15 protein-coding genes and 2 pseudogenes are annotated in these 17,085 nt (G+C 64.5%); 2 read left to right on the top strand and 15 right to left on the bottom strand.

Annotated features, from left to right (window positions below; translation table 11 throughout):
* Together AWC06_RS19805 and AWC06_RS23740 are read left to right on the top strand one after the other, a co-directional pair.
* On the top strand, positions 1-1,929 hold the full coding sequence (locus AWC06_RS19805; RefSeq protein WP_085199687.1) for an acyl-CoA dehydrogenase family protein: 1,929 nt from the start codon (positions 1-3) through the stop codon (positions 1,927-1,929).
* 70 nt (positions 1,930-1,999) lie between these two features.
* Positions 2,000-2,128: pseudogene (locus AWC06_RS23740) on the top strand (hypothetical protein); the annotation flags it as partial.
* On the opposite strand, the gene AWC06_RS19800 reads toward AWC06_RS23740, so the two are convergent.
* From AWC06_RS19800 to AWC06_RS23730, 15 genes and pseudogenes are all read right to left on the bottom strand, one after another.
* A complete protein-coding gene (locus AWC06_RS19800; protein WP_211282006.1) occupies positions 2,129-2,482 on the bottom strand; it encodes a DUF732 domain-containing protein in 354 nt (117 codons plus the stop codon).
* A 5-nt stretch (positions 2,483-2,487) separates the two neighbouring features.
* On the bottom strand, positions 2,488-2,967 hold the full coding sequence (locus AWC06_RS19795; protein WP_085199686.1) for a CAP domain-containing protein: 480 nt from the start codon (positions 2,965-2,967) through the stop codon (positions 2,488-2,490).
* Positions 2,968-2,973: 6 nt separating this feature from the next.
* The gene (locus tag AWC06_RS19790) at positions 2,974-3,858 is read right to left on the bottom strand and encodes an alpha/beta hydrolase-fold protein (RefSeq protein WP_085199685.1); all 885 of its coding nucleotides are present in this window, start codon (positions 3,856-3,858) and stop codon (positions 2,974-2,976) included.
* Positions 3,855-4,433 carry a hypothetical protein gene (locus AWC06_RS19785; RefSeq protein ID WP_085199684.1) on the bottom strand — a complete coding sequence of 193 codons (579 nt, stop codon included), beginning with the start codon at positions 4,431-4,433 and terminating at the stop codon, positions 3,855-3,857. Before AWC06_RS19785 ends, AWC06_RS19790 begins: the two co-directional genes overlap by 4 nt.
* Positions 4,430-4,954, bottom strand: a complete 525-nt coding sequence (locus AWC06_RS19780; RefSeq protein ID WP_085199683.1) for a mammalian cell entry protein — start codon at positions 4,952-4,954, stop codon at positions 4,430-4,432. Before AWC06_RS19780 ends, AWC06_RS19785 begins: the two co-directional genes overlap by 4 nt.
* Complete coding sequence (locus AWC06_RS19775; protein ID WP_085199682.1) at positions 4,921-6,396, bottom strand: MCE family protein; 1,476 nt, start codon at positions 6,394-6,396, stop codon at positions 4,921-4,923. Before AWC06_RS19775 ends, AWC06_RS19780 begins: the two co-directional genes overlap by 34 nt.
* A 1-nt stretch (position 6,397) precedes the next feature.
* Positions 6,398-7,519 carry an MCE family protein gene (locus AWC06_RS19770; RefSeq protein WP_085199681.1) on the bottom strand — a complete coding sequence of 374 codons (1,122 nt, stop codon included), beginning with the start codon at positions 7,517-7,519 and terminating at the stop codon, positions 6,398-6,400.
* Positions 7,516-8,802, bottom strand: a complete 1,287-nt coding sequence (locus AWC06_RS19765; RefSeq protein WP_085199680.1) for an MCE family protein — start codon at positions 8,800-8,802, stop codon at positions 7,516-7,518. The genes AWC06_RS19770 and AWC06_RS19765 overlap by 4 nt, the downstream gene beginning before the upstream one ends.
* Positions 8,799-10,100, bottom strand: a complete 1,302-nt coding sequence (locus AWC06_RS19760) for an MCE family protein (protein WP_227370923.1) — start codon at positions 10,098-10,100, stop codon at positions 8,799-8,801. Before AWC06_RS19760 ends, AWC06_RS19765 begins: the two co-directional genes overlap by 4 nt.
* Positions 10,097-11,125: an MCE family protein gene (locus AWC06_RS19755; protein ID WP_085199679.1), complete on the bottom strand. Its 1,029-nt coding sequence runs from the start codon at positions 11,123-11,125 to the stop codon at positions 10,097-10,099. The genes AWC06_RS19760 and AWC06_RS19755 overlap by 4 nt, the downstream gene beginning before the upstream one ends.
* 37 nt (positions 11,126-11,162) lie before the next feature.
* Positions 11,163-12,461 carry an MCE family protein gene (locus AWC06_RS19750; protein WP_085200064.1) on the bottom strand — a complete coding sequence of 433 codons (1,299 nt, stop codon included), beginning with the start codon at positions 12,459-12,461 and terminating at the stop codon, positions 11,163-11,165.
* A 5-nt stretch (positions 12,462-12,466) separates the two neighbouring features.
* Entirely contained in the window at positions 12,467-13,273 is an 807-nt protein-coding gene (locus tag AWC06_RS19745; RefSeq protein ID WP_372457970.1) for an ABC transporter permease, read from the bottom strand.
* Positions 13,274-13,401: 128 nt separating this feature from the next.
* On the bottom strand, positions 13,402-14,088 hold the full coding sequence (locus AWC06_RS19740; RefSeq protein ID WP_264479745.1) for an MlaE family ABC transporter permease: 687 nt from the start codon (positions 14,086-14,088) through the stop codon (positions 13,402-13,404).
* Between the two features lie 174 nt (positions 14,089-14,262).
* Positions 14,263-15,576, bottom strand: a complete 1,314-nt coding sequence (locus tag AWC06_RS23735; protein ID WP_425320179.1) for a molybdopterin-dependent oxidoreductase — start codon at positions 15,574-15,576, stop codon at positions 14,263-14,265.
* Positions 15,577-15,657: 81 nt separating this feature from the next.
* Positions 15,658-17,016, bottom strand: a pseudogene (locus AWC06_RS23730) (MBL fold metallo-hydrolase); the annotation flags it as partial.
* Positions 17,017-17,085: the final 69 nt, after the last annotated feature.

Raw genomic sequence — 17,085 nt, 5'->3', positions numbered from 1 at the left:
ATGACCACCACTGCCGAGCACCTGCGCAACACGCTGGACGGGCGTTGGCGCGACGTGAAGAACCAGATGCGGGCCAGGTTGACCGACGAGATCTTCCGCCCTCACTACACACCGAACACGGTCATCGCACGCACCAAGGTGGTGGAACAGATGAAGATCATGGCCGCCGCCGGCGCAGCCGACGACGGCTTCCGCAAAGAGCACGGCGGCAACGGCAACGTCGGCGCGGCTATCACGATGATCGAGATGCTGGCGATGTCGGACCTGTCCCTGATGGTCAAGGCCGGTGTGCAGTGGGGTTTGTTCGGCGGGGCCATCGAGAACCTGGGCACCGAGCGCCACCACGAGGCGTACGTGAAAAAGATCATCAATCTCGACCTGCGCGGCTGTTTCGCGATGACCGAAACCGGCCACGGCAGCGACGTCCAGTCGCTGGAGACGACCGCTACCTATGACGCCTCTACCGAGGAGTTCGTGATCGACTCGGCCACCCCGACCGCCCGCAAGGACTACATCGGCGGAGCCGCCGAAACTGCAACCGTAGCAGCGGTATTCGCGCAGCTCATCACCAACCAGGACGGCGAGCCGGTGAACCACGGCGTCCACTGCTTCGTCGTGCCGATCCGCGACGCTGACGGCAACGACCTGCCTGGGGTGACGACATCGGACAACCACTACAAGGGCGGGCTGCCCGGCGTCGACAACGGCCGCATCACGTTCGACCACGTGCGTGTTCCGCGGGTGAACCTGCTGAACAAGTACGGCGACGTCGCACCCGACGGCACCTACAGCTCGCCCATCGAGAACCCCAACCGCCGGTTCTTCACCATGATCGGCACATTGATCCGCGGGCGGGTCAGCGTGGGCGGGAGCGCGGGCAACGCCGCCCGCGTCGCGTTGGACATCGCCACCCGGTATGCGTTGCAGCGCAGGCAATTCAGTGCACCTGACGACGAGGCCGAGGTGCTGATCATGGACTACCTGGTGCACCAGCGGCGGCTGTTCCCGCTGATCGCGAAGTCCTACGCGCTGCAATTCGCGCAGAACGAGCTGGTGTCCAAGTGCCACGATCTGCAGACGTCGGATGCTCCGGACGCGGAGGAGCAGCGTGAGCTGGAGTCGCGGGCGGCCGGGCTGAAGGCGGCCAACACGTGGCACGCCAGCCGGGCCATCCAGGAAGCGCGCGAGGCCTGCGGCGGCGCGGGCTACATGGCCGAGAACCGGCTGATCGCGCTGCGGGCCGACACCGACGTGTTCACCACCTTCGAAGGTGACAACCACGTGCTGACTCAATTGGTGGCCAAGGAATTGCTGACCGCCTACGCCGACGACATCCGCAGCATGAGTCCCGTCGAATGGGTTCGCTTCGCCGCCAACGCCGTCAGCGACCGGGTGATCAAACGTACTGCGGCCGAGGCGATTATGCAGCGGATCATCGACGCCCGCCAGGACAGCGAGGAAGAGGGCAGCCTGTTCAACCGCGGCACCCAGGTCAAGATGTTCGAGGACCGCGAGGAGTATCTGCTGTCTTCGGTGGCGCGCCGGCTGCAGGCCAAATCCAATGAGATGTCAGCGTTCGACGCGTTCAACGCGGTGCAGGACCACGTGCTGCACGCGGCGACCGCGCATATCGACCGGGTGGTGCTGGAGGCGTTCGTCGCCGGGATCGACTCGTGTGAGGATGACGAGGCCCGCGAGGTGCTGGAGATGGTGTGTGACCTCTACGCATTGTCGGTGATCGAAGACGACAAGGCGTGGTATATCGAGCACCGGTATCTGTCCACCGAACGCGCCAAGGCGGTCACCCGCGGCATCAACGACCGGTGCCGGTTACTGCGGCCGTACGCCGAGACCCTGGTCGACGGGTTCGGGATCCCCGAGCAGCTGCGCTACGCCGAGATGCTGCACCCCGAGCATCTGCCCGAGTAGCGGTGTTGCTTTTGCGTCTGCTTGCGCAAAAGGCTTCCAAAGTCGCCGGGCCTGATGAAGGGTTAGGCACATGAATCCAAACCCGGACTACGATGCCAGCGACGAGCTGGAATACGGCATCGCCGCGTACGCATGGCTGCTCAGGGGCGTCTACCCGCCGCCCTCGTATGCGCCGGACTTGGGAAACGCCGGCGGGTAACTACTGCGGCGGTGGCACATAGTTGGCCGCGGAGTTGCGCAGCTGCCACAGCTGGTCAGGACAAAAGAGATTAACGGCGTACGAGACGAGGTAATTGGCCGCAAACTCGTCGTTGGGCCGTACGTCATTCTTCACATCGCCCATGACTTGCGCGTAGCCGGCGCCGTGGCGGACCTTGTCGCAGATTCCGTAGCCGTAGTTCACGGCATCGGCCGGAGTCGCGAAACTGTAGTGGCGCCGCACCGTCACGTCGTAGACGTACTCCACCTCGGGCGCCGGAGCGGCATGCGCCCGCGGCGCCAGCGGAATCGTCGCCGCAATAACCAATGCGCCGAACCACATACCGAACTTCATGATGATCACACCGGCTTTCCGTACACGGCGACGACGACACTGCGGTCCAGGCTGTTCTCCGACCACACCCCGATCTGGGTGTTGGCGCAGTTCGACATGATCGCGTAGTAGTCGGGGCGGTAATACCAATTGCCCATGATGTCAAGGCCATTGATGGCCAGCGACTGGTTGATGGCCACCGTCTCGGCGACGGTCCCGTTGTAGCCCGCGCCACGGGCTCGGTCCTGCACCGTCGACCCGTCCGAGCCGATATCGCCGTCGAGGTCACGATTGTTGAGCAGATCGACCGTGTGCCACTGCGCGGCCAGCTGCAGCTGCGGGTTGATCCGCAGGTCGGTGGTGCAACCGGCGTGCTTTTTGATCGTGTCGACGTTGGTGACCACACCGTTGTTGAGCCGCGAGTTGTCCGCTGTGGCCACCGGTGGGGCTAGTAACGCAGCGCCGACCGCGATGAACGAAGCGACTATTAGGAACGGGATCCTCATGATGCCCTACCGAATGTTTGCGGCGAGATCGCCGGACATTGCTCCAAGCTGTTGGCCCCACGTCGACCAGTCGTTGTCTCCGCCGCGGCCGAGGTCGAAGTGGCCGTTGCGGCCGCCGACGTCTCGGTAGTGGGAGTAGAACGTCGCGTTGGTGCCCTGCGCGATATCGGGGTAGCCGATCATCGCGGCCTGATCGCTCGGCGCCCCGCTGCCCGGGCTGTAGACCCACAGCCGGGTGTTGTTGTCCACCAGCTGCTGAATGTTCTGGTTCGGGGAATGCCACTTCCACCGGCCCAATTGCGGTGCGCCCCACATGTTGTCGGTGTCGACGCCACCGCCTTGCTTCAGGCCCGCGGTGATGGCTCCGTCCACGCCGGTCCTTTCGGGCGCCAGGAATCCCGACAGCGATCCGGCGTAACGGAATCGGTCGGGGTGGAACGTGGCCAGCACCGCGGCCGCGTATCCGCCTTGCGCGGCGCCGACCACGCCGTGCCCACCTGGGGCCAGTCCCTTGTTGGCAGCCAACCAGTCCGGTAGCTCGCGGGACAGGAACGTGTCCCATTGCCTGCTGCCGTCCCGCTCCCAATCGGTGTACATGCTGTAGGCGCCGCCGGCCGGTGCGGCCACCGAAATCCCCTTACCGGCAAGCGTGTTCATCGCATTACCCGCGGTCACCCAGTTGCTGACGTCCGGCGCCGCATTGAACGCATCCAGTAGAAACACCGCGTGCGGCCCACCGGCCAAAAAGGCCACCGGGATATCGCGGCCCATCGAAGCGGACGGCACCATCAGGCCCTCAAAATTGGCCGCACGGGCGGTGGCACTTGACAATCCGGCTGCCAGCACGATCGCGCTGAGCACCCGGAGCATCGACGTGGCCCTCACGTTCATACCGGATCGAACTGCGAGATGAGCCATCGATCACGGACCTTGTCGAGGGTGATGCGCACGCTTGAGGTCGTCTGGGTGGGCGCATCGCTGCCTATGGTGGTGGTCTGGTTGATGAAAACCAACACCACTGCGTGGTTTTCGGTTGCGGAGACCGAAGCCGCCGCCGGCACCGTCGCTACCGCCGAAATGTGTTGCTGCTTGGCGCCGGGAGCAACGACATCGCTGACGAGCTGAGTGTATTGCTGACGGAATCCGCCGGTGAGACGGTCAGCAGCGCCGTTGAGGTCACGTTCGACGGTGTCCGGGCGGTAAGACAGGATCGCGATCGTGTCATCGGTGGCGGCTCGAACCGACTGCTCGGCCGCCGTTTGTGATTCGCGCGACGAACCGTCGAGCCATTTCAGGTAACCGTCGCCCACGGCGACGCCCAACGCCAGCGCGGGCAGCACACCGCAAGCCAAAAGGCGAGTCCAGGAGGATCCAGTGCCTGGTTCGGCCGGTGCTTCATCGATGTCGACGACATCCGCGTCGGCGACATCCTCCTCCGGTGGTGCGATGGCGGTCAGGTTGCTCATGGCACGAACTCCACGTTCGAGATCTTGGCGCTGTCGCCCGCTTTCTCGACGCTGATCCGCAGCCGCCATCTGCGCGGCTCCTGTTCCGGCGCAGCGGCAATCGAGGTCTTCACCGATACTGCGACGAGTACCTGCGCGTGATCGCCGTTCTCGGATAGCACACCGGCTTCGGCCACGGTGCCTTCCGATTTCGACTGCACTTTCTTGACGACGTCGACGAACGGCTGCGATCTGTTCTGGAAATCATCGTGAAAGGTGCCGGTCGCCGAGTCCAGGATCCGCTTGATGTCAGTCTCGACCTCGGTGTAGTTGATCGTGGTGAGATTGACCGCAGCCTGACGCGCGACTTGCACGTATAGATTGCGTTGTGCTTGCGCCGCGCGGTCTTGGTGGACGCGGTATCCCAGCCAGCCGCCGACCCCGGCCAAGGCGACGAGGATGGCAATGCCCAACGTGATCAAAGCCCGGGTGCCCGAGAGCCCTTGCCCTACTTGTTCGGTGGTATCAGCATGTTCTGCCATGTTTTGCCTTTCGTGGTCTCGGCGAGGTCGGATTGGGTGTAGGTGCGGCCGTCTGGACCGACGTATTTTCCGGTGGCCGGGTCGTAGGGGACGACGGCGACCGGTGGAGGGGGCGCGGGCGCGCCGGCTGACGGTGGCGGTCGCCTCGGATCGGTGCCGGGCGGATACTGCGGCACGCCTTGACCGGTCAGAGTCGCATTGGGGTCGCCCTTCCAGTTGAAACCGTCGTTGAGCGGGACGTATTGCTCGTCGCTCTCGCACAGCTCGACCGTCGGCGCACGCTTGCCCGGCTTCCCCTCGCACGGGGTGTTGCGCACGCCACGGACATTCATGCTGGAGTCCTGCGGGATCCGGCAGTACAACTCGCCGGCGGGCCGGTCGGGGTAGTCCTGCATTGCGGGCGCCCGCTGTTGTTGGACGGGCAGGAATCCGGTGTTGCAGGGCGGTGGCAGGTTGAGGTTCAGGTTGAAGTCGAGGTAGACGCCCTTGTAAGCCTGCTTGCTGTCCGAGTCCGGCAACGCTATCGCCGACATTACGGCGGTTCCCTGCGGAAAGAGCACCAGCAGCTGCTCGAGATCGTTTCGGTAGGTCACCCCGATCTTGCCGAGGCTCACCAGGTTGGCCAGCAGCACCGGCAACGCGGGCGCCAGCCGGTCGAACAGCGCCGTGCCTTCATCGAGCGCCGGGCCGCCTACGTCGAGTAGATCTGCGACGGCCACATCCTGGGCCTTGAGTTGACGGGTGATCGAGTTCATCCGGCGTGCCCATGCTGCGATCGAATCCGACGTGCGCACTTGGGAGTTGAGCACCGGTGGGGACTGGTCGATCAGCTTGGCAAGCGGATCGACGGTCTTGCCGCCCTCGATCGCCAGCGCGGTCGACCCGTCGACGATACGGGATAGTTCGGGTCCCAGTCCGGCGACGGCCTTGGCGGATTCGTCGACGACGGTGTGCAGGTTTTCCTGCGGGATCGCTTGCAGCGCCCTGTTGGTGGCGTCGAGCAGGAAGCCGATATCGACGGGAACCGCTACCCTGCCGACCGGGATGACATCGCCGTCGCGCAGTTTCCGATCAGCGTCCGCTGCCGTTCCGGCATGCGGTGTCAGTTCGAGGAACTGTTCGCCGACGGCCGAACGGCTGTGTACTGCGGCGGTCACATCAGACGGAATCGCGATATCCGAGTCCAGCGTCAGAACGGCCCGAACACCGTCGCGGGTGACGTTGATCGATTTGACGCTGCCGACTTCGCTGCCGCGGTAGTTCACCACCGAGGTGGGATACAGGCCGCCGGAGGCGCGCAGTTCGACCGTCACCGTGTATCGCCCAAATCCCAACATCGCTGGCACTTTCACGAAGCCGAACGCCATCACGCTGACGGCGGTGATGGTGATCGTCGCGAGAATCGCCAACTGTGTCCAGATCCGACGGGACAACCGCAGCATGCTAGTACCCCCCGAAGTGGTAGGGCACAATCAGCGGATTGGCCGCGGTGTAGGGGCTGGGCATCTGGCCGATGGTGCGGCCCCACTGCAGTTCGAGTTCGGTGAGGTTTCCCTCCCATCTGGTGCCGGTGAAAAAACCGCTGTCGATTCGGCTCAAGGTGAGGTCGATGACCAGCGTGATGTTGGCGAAGTCGCCCCGAAACCAGTTGGCGACGTTGCTTTTAACCCACGGGTAGGTCGACAGGAAGTCCAGCCCCTTGGTCAGGGCGGGCCCGGCGTTGGCCAGTTCTCGCAGCGCTGGCGCGATGTTGCGCAGGTTGTTTGTGAGCGATTCCTTGGTCTGGTTGACCGTCGAGGCGGCAATGGCGCTGAATTTGCCCACCGCATCGATCGCGTCGGCCAATTTAGTTCGCGAATCCGACAGCACGGCCAGCGCCTGCGGAATCGTGGTGAGCGCCTTGTCGACGGTCTGGTCCTTCGCCGCGACCTGGCCGGCCAACGAGTTGAGACTCTCGGTGGCCGCAATGATGTCGTCGGTCTGGGCATGCAGCTGTGAGATGAAGGTATCCAGCTGGGTCAGCAGACTGCGCATGTCTTTCTCGCGGCCTGCCAACGCCGTCGCGAACGCCTGGTTGATTTCCTGAAGATGACCCAGCCCGCCGCCGTTGAGCAGAATCGACACCGACGCGAGCGTCTGCTCGGTGGTCGGGTAGGTGGCTGCTTTCGACAGCGGGATCACCGAACCGTCCGTGAGCTCACCGTTCGGTGGCTCGGCGGTCGGCGGCGCCAATTCGATGTGCATGGAACCCAACAGGCTGGTCTGCCCGACTTTGGCGGTGCTGTTGGCCGGCAGGTGGACATCGCCGTTGATACGCATGGTCACCAGGGCATGCCAGTCCTGTACCTCGATCTTGGTGACGTTCCCGACGTTGACATCCGCCACGCGTACCCGGGTGTTGGGCTGAATGACAACGACATCGGGCAGCTGCGCCGCAATGGTGTACGAGCTCTTGCCGGTACCTTCCGTTCCGGGCAGCTTGAGTGAATTGAGACCTCGCCATTCACACCCCGTCGACGCATACAGACACGAAACGATAAGCGCCGCGGCCACTCCGCGTCTCATGGTGTGCCTCCCGGTGGCGCCGGTGCGGCGGCGGCAGGAACCATCAAGCCCTGCAGCCCTTGGCTGGGGTCCGCGGACCGAGTCGAGGCTGCCGGCGGCGGTGGCCTGTGCGGATTGAGCCAGTCCTCGCTGTAGGTGATCTCGTTGGGACGTGCCGCCGCTCCCACGAACGGGTTGATCCCGATCGGCGGGAAGTTGTACTGGCGGTTTTTGATGATCGGACTCAGATACTGCACACACAGTTTCGCCGATTGTTGCGATCCCACTCGGGCGGCAGCCTGGATTGCACCGCAGAGGAATTGAACGGTGTCGGCGAAGTTGACCGGGGCGAGGATACCGGTGACCGCGCTCTGTGCGGGCTGGTAGATGTTCATGAAGTTCTGGAACACCGTCGGCGCCACGTGCAGGGTCTGCTTGATGTCGCCGCGGCTGTCGTTCATGGCCGTGGTGATCGCGTTGAGGTGGTCGAAGGTGGTGCCGAGAGCCTCTCGGTTGTCGGCGACGAAGCCGCGCAGGTCGTTCACCGCCCCGTCCAAGCCCTGCATCGCCTGGGCCCACTCGTTGGGCGTATTGGACAACACGGTGCTGACGTCGGCCAGATTCCTGTTGAACGCAGCCAGCAGGTCACTGCTCGAGGACAGCGCGGACACCAACAGCTGCAGGTTGCGCACCGTGCTGAAGATGTCTGTGCTGTGGTCGCCGAGCGCCGAAACCGCCTGTGAGAGTTTGATGACGGTGTCGCGTGCGGTATCCCCCTCGCCGCGCAGGTTGGCTGCGGTGGTGTCGATGAATTCGCCCAGCGCGCTCGGCCCGCCGGGAGTCACGGGCTGCAGCGAGTCGGTGAGCTTCTCCAATTGCTTGCGCAGATCGTCCCACTCGACGGGAACCGCAGTGCGCTCCTGGGGAATGGTCGCGCCGTCGCTGAGCTTCGGCCCACCGGAATACGCCGGGACGAGCTGGATCGCCCGCGCGGTCACAAGTGACGGCGACAGGATCGCCGCCCGAGCATCGGCAGGCACCGGGTAGTGCGAGTCGACGCTGAAGGTGACTTTCGCCGCGTTGGGCTGCGGGTCGATCTGCTCCACGGTCCCCACGGCGACACCGAGGATGCGGACTTCGTCGCCGGTATACAGACCATTGGTGTTGGCGAAGTAGGCGATGTACGTGTTTCTGCTCAGGTGTTTCCACCATGGTGTGGCCACCACGGTGATCCCGACGACGAGGGTCACGACCAGGCTGACCAAGGTCGTGAGGCGCACGGCGCGTGTGTGTTTCGCGATCATGGCGCCCCACCCGCAGGTACTTCTCCGGGCGCCGGCACGTACACCGGCGTCGGCGCAGGCGCCGGCGCTGAACCGGCCGGCGGGCCGGGTGGCGGCCCTCCGGGCGGCGGCGCAGGCAACGGCTCCCGGTACGGGTAGCGCGGGTCGCCCGGGTTACCGGTGATCGCGTCGGGCAGCGTCCGTTTCGGCTCACCACCTTGTCCGGTGCGCGGATAGGGCAAGGGCAGCGGCGGGATGCCGGGCTGGCCCGTGGGCGGGTCGACAAGTTGCGACGGCAGTAGCACGTTGGGGTCCAGTCCCAGATCGGAGAACGCGGCGTCGATGAAGGGCTGGGCGAATTGGCCCGGCAGCAGGTTGACCAGTGAGGCCTTGAAGAACGGCCCTGATCCCAGCACTTCGCCGAACGACATCGCGTATCGCCGAAGCAGATACAAGGTGCGCTGCAATTCCTGCTTGCGGTTGTCCAGGATTCCCAGCACACCGTTGAGTTTGTCGAGAGCAGGTTTGAGTTGCTTGCGGTTGTCATCGACGAGACCGGATATCTGCCGCGACGCGGCCGTGAGACTGGTCATCAATGCGTCGACGGACTTCCGTTGCGAGAGAAGCTCGGCCAGCAATGCATTGGCATTCACGACCAGGCTGGCAATCTGGTCGCTGCGCTTCCCGAGCACGGCGGTGACCTTGTTGGCGTTGGCCAGCAGGTTGCGCAGCTGCGCGTCGCGGGCGTCGAGGGTGTCGGAAAACCGGGCCACCCCCTGCAACGCGACCTTCAGGTCGGGCGGGGTGTCCTTGAAGGTGTCCGCCAACGTGGTGAGCGCCGAAGACAGCTGGGTGGTGTCCAAAGCGCTGATGGTGCTGGTCAAGTCGCCCAGCGCGGTGGGCAGGTCATACGGAGAACGCGTGCGCTCGATCGGGATGGTGCCGGTGAGCCTGCCGTCTCCTCGCGGGGTCAGTTCGAGCATTTTCGTGCCGAGCACGGTCTCGGTCTTGATCGCTGCCTCGGTCCGGTCTCCCAGGGTTACGTCGTCGTCGACCGTGAAGGTCACCAACACCTTCGTCCTGTCCAGCTTGACGCCGGAGACCCTGCCGACCGACAGTCCGGAGACCCGCACGTCACTGCCCGACTTGATACCCCCGGCCTCGGCGAAGTAGGCCGAGTAGTCGCTGGTGCCCTTGATGAACGGAATCTTGTTGTAGGAAAAGACGGCAACAACCAATGCGACCACAATGAGTATCCCGACCACACCAACCGTGATCCGGTTACGCTCGGCAAGCGGCTTGATATCGGGTCGCCTCATTTCGGTGCGCACCGCCCCGTAGCCTGGCCCACGAGCTTGATGAACACCGGCTGGCCGTTCTTTCCGTTGACCTTCAAAATCGCGTCGCACAGGTAGAAGCCGAAGTAGTCGCCGTAAAGCCCGTTGCGCGCCAGCACCTGATACGCGTCGGGCAGGGTCTTGACCAGATCGTCGACGTAGTCGTGATCGGCCTCGATTTGCCCTGAGACCCGGTCGGTTTGCACCACGGTGTCCTTGATCGGCTGCCGAGCAACCGTCAGCAGGTCGGCAACGGATGCCGCCGCAGCATTGATGTAAGCCACCCCCTTGGTGATTTCGGTCTTGCGCCCGGACAGTTCCTCGACAAGTTGGGACAGCTTGTCCAGGCCCTGTGAAAACTGATCGTCACGGGTGGCGAATGTGTGCAACACGGTGTTCAGGTTGGTGATCACCTCGCCGATGAGCTTGTCGCGGTCGGCCAGCGTGGAAGTCAGCGCAGAGGTCTGCGCCAGCACCGACGAGATGGTGCCGCCTTGGCCTTGGAAAACCCGCAGCAATTCGCCGGATAGCGCATTGACCTGGTCGGGGTCCAGCGCACGAAACAGCGGCCGGAAGCCGCCGATGAGGGCGTCGACGTCCAGCGCAGGGGAAGTGCGGGCCAGCGGAATCGTCTGCCCCGGCTGCAATTTTCGCGTCGAGCCCGGTCCCTGTTCGAGCGACAGATAGCGATCACCGATGAGGTTCTCGTAGCGCACCGCCGCCTTGGTGCCCTCGGTGAGTGTGAGTCCTTTGTCGATGGCGAAGTCGACTGAGACGGTTCCGTCCTTGTGCAGGGTCAGATGCTTGACTTTTCCGACTTCGACCCCGGCGATGCGGACGAAGTTTCCGCCTTTGAGGCCGGATACGTTCGAGAACACCGCGCTGTAGGAGGCCCGCTGGTCAAACCGGAATTGCCCGAACACCGTCACCAGAACGAACGTGAAGGCAAGGCAGACAATGGTGAACAGCGCCACTCGCGTAAGCGCGCGAACGGTTCTGCCTCGCATAGCTGTTCCTTGTCTTCTCGAGGTGTCTCTGGTCGGCTCAGGGGGCTGGTGCGCCGTATGGGGGCGCTCCTGGGTAGGGCGGCAACGGGCCCGGCGCCGGACCGCCCGGGTAACGGATCTTCGGTGGTTCGGGTGTTCCCTTGGTGACAGGGAAATAGTTGGCGATGCCCGGGAAGCCGATGCCGGGATTGGGCCGGATATCCAGGCCGGTGCCGAACCCGGTGTCGGTGACCAAGTACTTGACCGGGAAGTTTTTGCTCACGTCCGGTAGCGAGCCGCAACTCGGTTTACCACCGGGTCCGCCCTTTGCTTGGACGACGGGCAGGTTGTCGGGATACCGGTATGGATCGTCACCGAAGAGCAGCGCTGCATCCATGATGACGGATTTGCCATTGCCCCCCAACGCATCCCGGCCGCCGTGATCGAGAAACCACTGGGCGCCCTGAAATAGGCAGGTGTAGGTGGGCGAGTACTTCATCAGAAGGTCGGTGGTTGGCACCAGAACGTTCAAGCCGTCTATCAGGCTCTGCTGATTCGGCCCGATCGTGTTGATACCCGACTGGGCAAATCCGATCGCCGACAGCAGCAGCTCGTCGAGCGCCTTCGCATGCGTGGTGATCGTTGTGCTGGTGGTCGAAAACGAGTCCAGAACCGCGAGGATGTCCTGCGCGGCATCCGAATACGCCTGCGTGGTCTTGCCGAATAGCTGCCAGTCCCTGCGAACTGTCGGCATTCTCGGGTTGACGGCGAGCAGTAGTGTATTGGCGTCGCTGATCGCCTGACCGATGCGATCGCCCTTGCCGCGCACGCCGTCCGCCACCGCCGACAGCACACCGTTCAGCTTCGCCGGATCAATGGCCTGAACTATCGCCTGCAGGTTCTCGAACACGGTGTTGACTTCCACCGTCACGTTGCGCGAGTGCAACACAGCGCCCGGCGCTAGCGGCTTGGGACTGGCAGCGTCCGGCACTATGAGGTCGACGTACTTGGCGCCGAACGCGGTGCTCGACTTGATCTCCGCCTCGACATTGCTTGGCAGATAGCGGAACTCGTTCGGATATATCTTCAGTCTCAGCGTCGAGAGGTTGGTGCCGGCCGGGCCCGACTCGGCACCGATGGACGCGACTTCACCGATCTGAACGCCGCGTAGCTTCACCTTCGCGCCGTCCTCCATGACCAAACCGGCCCGGTCGGAAATCACAGTCAGCGGAACGGTTTCCCGCAGCGTTCCGGAGAACATGAACGCGGTCAGTGTGCTCACTGCGGCGATCACAAGAAGCAGCACCGGTGCCCACCAGATCGGATCGATCCTCCCCCGCCGCGGCGTGTTGTTCATCGCGCTCACCCCGACAGGTGGAAGTTGCCGGACTGCCCGTACACCGAAAGCGTGATGGTCAGCAAGATGAAAACGCCGGCGGTAATCGAGGTGCGGACAGCACGCCCGACCGCCTCGCCGACGCCGGCCGGACCACCGGTCGCGGTGTATCCGTAGTAGGTGTGCACCGCCATCACGGCGGCGGCCATCGACAGCGCCTCGGTGAACGACCACAACAGGTCCGTCGGGTGCAGGAACGACGAGAAGTAGTGGTCGTAGACACCCCGCGACTGCCCGTAGATGATCGTCGTGCCGAACCGGGTCGCCAGAAACGACATCAATACCGCGACGGTGTAAATCGGGATGACCGCCAAAACCCCGGCCACGATGCGGGTCGACGCCAGGTAGGTGATCGCCCGAATGCCCATCACCTCCAGCGCGTCGATTTCCTCGTTGATGCGCATGGCGCCGAGTTGCGCGGTGGCACCGGCACCGATGGTGGCCGCCAACGCCACCCCCGCGGTGGCCGGGGCGATGAACCTGACATTGAGAAAGGCCCCCAAAAAGCCGGTGAGGGCCTCGATTCCGACGTTGGACAGTGTGTTGTATCCCTGCACGGCGATCAACGCGCCGGTGGTCAGCGTCAGGAATCCGACGATGACCACCGTGCCGCCGATGACGGCCAAAGCGCCGGTGCCCATGCCCATGACGGCGATCAACCGCAGCACCTCACCGGGGTAGCGTCGGACCGCGTCGGCGGTGGCCCCGAGCGCGTTGCCGTAGAAGGCGGTCTGCTCGCCCAGCGTGCGGGTCGCGTCGACCAATCTGCCCAGAGTCTCGCTGGCGCGGTGACGCTTGCTCGTCTCAGCTGTAGAGATGCGCTCGCCCTCGGCGCTTTTCGCATCGACGAGGTGGCGCGGAGCCTCGTCGGCGCGGGTGGATTCTTTCGCGTCTGTGGCTGTCACGGAGCCACCTTGACTCCGAACGCGGTGGCGAGGATGTTGATCAGGAACAGCGCCATGAACGCGAACACCACTGTCTCGTTGACGGCTTCGCCTACCGCCGTCGGCCCGCCGCCGACCGATAGGCCCTTGTAGCACGCGATCAGCCCGGCCGAGAGGCCGAACAACGCCGCCTTGACCAACGACACGACCACTTGCGGCAGGCCGGTCAACAACGTCATCCCGGCGACGAAGGCGCCCGGCGTGACGTGCTGAACGAACACCACAAAGAAATAGCTTCCGAAGAGCCCGACGACTGCGACCACCGAATAGAGCATCAGGGCAACAAAAGTCGCGGCGATTACCCGCGGCACTACAAGCGCGTGGATGGGGTTGACGCCGATGACCTTCATCGCGTCGATCTCCTCGCGAATGGTCCGGGCGCCCAAATCTGCGCACATCGCGGTGGCTGCCGCACCGGATACGACGATGGCGGTCACCACCGGGCCCACCTGTGTCACGGATGCCAGCGCCGCACCGGCACCGGACAGGTCGCCGGCGCCGACCTCGATCAGCACGATGTTCAGCGTGAAGACGATCAGCACCGTGTAGGGAATGGAGAGCACGAGAGTGGGGACGATCGATACCCTGGCCACAAACCAGATCTGGTCCAGCAGCTCGCGCCAGGCGAAGGGCCGGCGGAACATCGCGGCAAGCGTCTCGCCCGCGAGCACGACGAAATCGCCCGCAGCGATCGCGGGCTTCGACCAGGCCGCCGGACGGCCGGGCTGGTTACGGACAGAGACCACGCCGGGACTCTACGGGCAACCCGCTGCCGGCAAGAGGGTTGAAATCAACCAGACGTTATGTCGACCAGCGGCTCATCCGATCGTGATGGTGACGGTTTGGATCGCGTTGCCGCCATAGCCGAGTCGATTCCATTCGGCCCGCTCGGGCTGGCTGGCGCCGGTCAGGTCGGTCGCGCGCGCACGCACTGTGCAAGGCCCGCGGGATTCGCTCTGCGTCAACAGCTCCCACCACTGCCAGCTGTGCCTGCGGCGTTCGCCGATCAGACGCGCGGCCTGCCATGGACCTTCGCCGACGGATACGTCGACGCGCTCGATCGGCGCCGCGCCCGACCAGGCAACACCACGCACCACGAGTTCACCGGCGGTCACCGACGCGCCGTCGGCGGGTTCGGCGATCACCGCGCGGACGCGCTGCAGGCGAACGGGTTCGCGGACGACGCCGCCTTCACGCTCCCATTCGTAGACGTAGCGGTCGGTCTGAAAATAGGCTTCGAACGGTTCGCCGATCACCTCGATCTCGGTCAGCCACTTGACCGATGCCACCGAGTACCAGCCGGGAACGACGAGCCGAACGGGGCGACCATGTTGCAGGGGCAGGGATTCGCCGTTCATCGCGTAGGCGACGAGCGCGCCCGAATTCCGCGCGTCGTCCACGGATAGGGCGCGCTCGAACCGCACCGGTGCGCTTGCGCCCTCGACCAACCCCGCATCGGCTCCGCGAAATACGACGTCGTGCGCACCGGCCTGCAATCCCGCGCGGTCCAGGATTTCCACCAGCGGGACGCCGGTCCATTCCGCCGTGCTCGCTGCTCCGTAGCGCCATTGCTCGCCTTCGACCGGCGGGTCGAAATTGATTCGACCGTTGCCGGCGCATTCCAGGGTGGACACCAATGACTGTGACGGCATGTTCTGCAGATCGCGTAAGCCAAAGGTCAACGGTTGCTCCACCAGCCCGCCGACCGTCAGTTCATACGACTCCGGGTCGAGCGTCGGGGTCGGAAAGTGGTTGCGCACATAGAAGTTGGCGTTGGGCATCACGACGCCGCCGACAAGCGCTGCCAGCGAGGTCTCACAGTTGAGTGGCTCTTCGCGGTGAACAATCAGACCGGGATTTCCACCATCGGTTACCACCGGGAGCCCGGCGGCCGCCCACGCGCACATCCCGCCGGCCAAGTTGACCGCGTCGAACCCCGACTGGCGCAGCGTCGCAGTCACCGCGGCGGAGCGACCTCCTGACCGGCACATCACCACGATGCGGCGGTCGCGGGGTAACTCGTCCTGGCGTGCGCTCACCCGGCCCATCGGCAGCAACGTCGCTTTGGGGGCGTGCTCGACGTACCACTCGTCGGGCTCTCGCACGTCGAGCAGCAATGCGCCGCGGTCCAGCAGCTTTTTCGCCGCAACGGGGCCGACTTGCGGTGTCTCACGGACGATGTCGCCCTCTTCGAGGCGGCGTGAGTCCAGGCCGGCGGTCTGCCAGGCGCTGAACCCACCCACCAGGTCGGAGACATCGTCGAATCCCGACGCCCGAAGCACACTGGCGGCCACCATCGAGCGGTAGCCACTCGCACAGTAGACGAGAACCGGCGCGGTCGGATCGAGGTCTGCGATCGAATTCGTCAGGGCCGCTAGCGGAATCTCGCGCGCTCCCGGGATGACGCCCTCTGCGAGCTCGCCGGGATTGCGAACGTCCACCAGCTGCAGGCCAGGCTGCAAGCCGCGCAGTTCGGCGAGCTGCCCGACGGACAGCCGCGAAGCGGTCTCGACGAGTTCTGGGTGGTTAGCGAAAACCGTTGCCGGGTTACGCAATTGACCGACGACCCGGTCAAAGCCCACCCGGCTGAGCCGGATCTTCGATTCACGCGCAAGCGTGGGATCCCCGACCAACACTATGTCGCGCTCTGGTGATACGACGTCGCCGGCCCACTCGGCGAAGCGTCCCTGCAGGCCTACGTTGACCGCCCCGCGCAGGTGACCGGACGCATAGTTGGCTGGTTCGCGGGTGTCCAACAGGACCGCGCCCGTTGCAGCTCGTTGACACACCTCCTCGATGTCCAGCAACGGCGGTTCGCTTTCTTCGAGCAGCGGGTGAAGTTCACGGTTGCGGTGCGTGGCGAAGTCGACGTACGGCGGCCGCACCGGCTGCCCCTCGGTGACCGCGGCCACGAACTGGTCGACGTCGCGCATTTGCAACGCATAGTTGGTCCGGCGCTGCTCGCCGATCGTTGAACTGGTTTCGCTCGACAGCTGCTTGCCGCACATCGATCCGGCACCGTGGGCGGGAAACACCCGCGTGGCGTCGGGCAGTTTCAGCAGTTTGTCGTGCAGCGAGCTGTGAAGCGCCCGGGCAAGCGCCTCCGACGACCAGCCCGAGGGCGACAGCAGATCCGGGCGCCCCACGTCGCCGACGAACAAGGTGTCGCCGGTGAGGACGCCGTAAGGCACCTCGTCGTCGTCCTCGCGGATCACGATGCAGATCGATTCCGGTGTGTGACCCGGCGTCGCGAGGATCTCGAGGGTCACCCTTCCCAGCGAGATCCGCTGGCCGTCCCTCAACTGCTCGATCGGGAACTCCACGCCGGCGTCTTCCCCGTAGCAGATCAGGGCGCCGGTGGCGGCGGCCAGCTCCAGATGACCGCTGACGAAGTCGGCATGGACATGGGTTTCGATGACTCTTTCGATCGCCAACCCGTGGTCAGCCGCTTCGGTCAAGTAGGGCTCGATGTCGCGACGAGGGTCGACCACCACCGCCCGGCCGGTGGTCTCATCGCCGATCAGGTAGGACGCGTGCGACAAACAGCCCAGGTAATGCTGCGTGAAGATCATCTCGTTCTGCTCCTCACGCCGGTCGGGACAGCTGCGCAGGGCGATTCAGTTGGGAATTCGTGGCAATTC

The sequence above is a fragment of the Mycobacterium fragae genome (assembly GCF_002102185.1).
Lineage (GTDB): Bacteria > Actinomycetota > Actinomycetes > Mycobacteriales > Mycobacteriaceae > Mycobacterium > Mycobacterium fragae.
The sequence above is the reverse complement of the archived record's forward strand: the minus strand, read 5'-3'. Positions and strand labels throughout refer to the sequence as shown.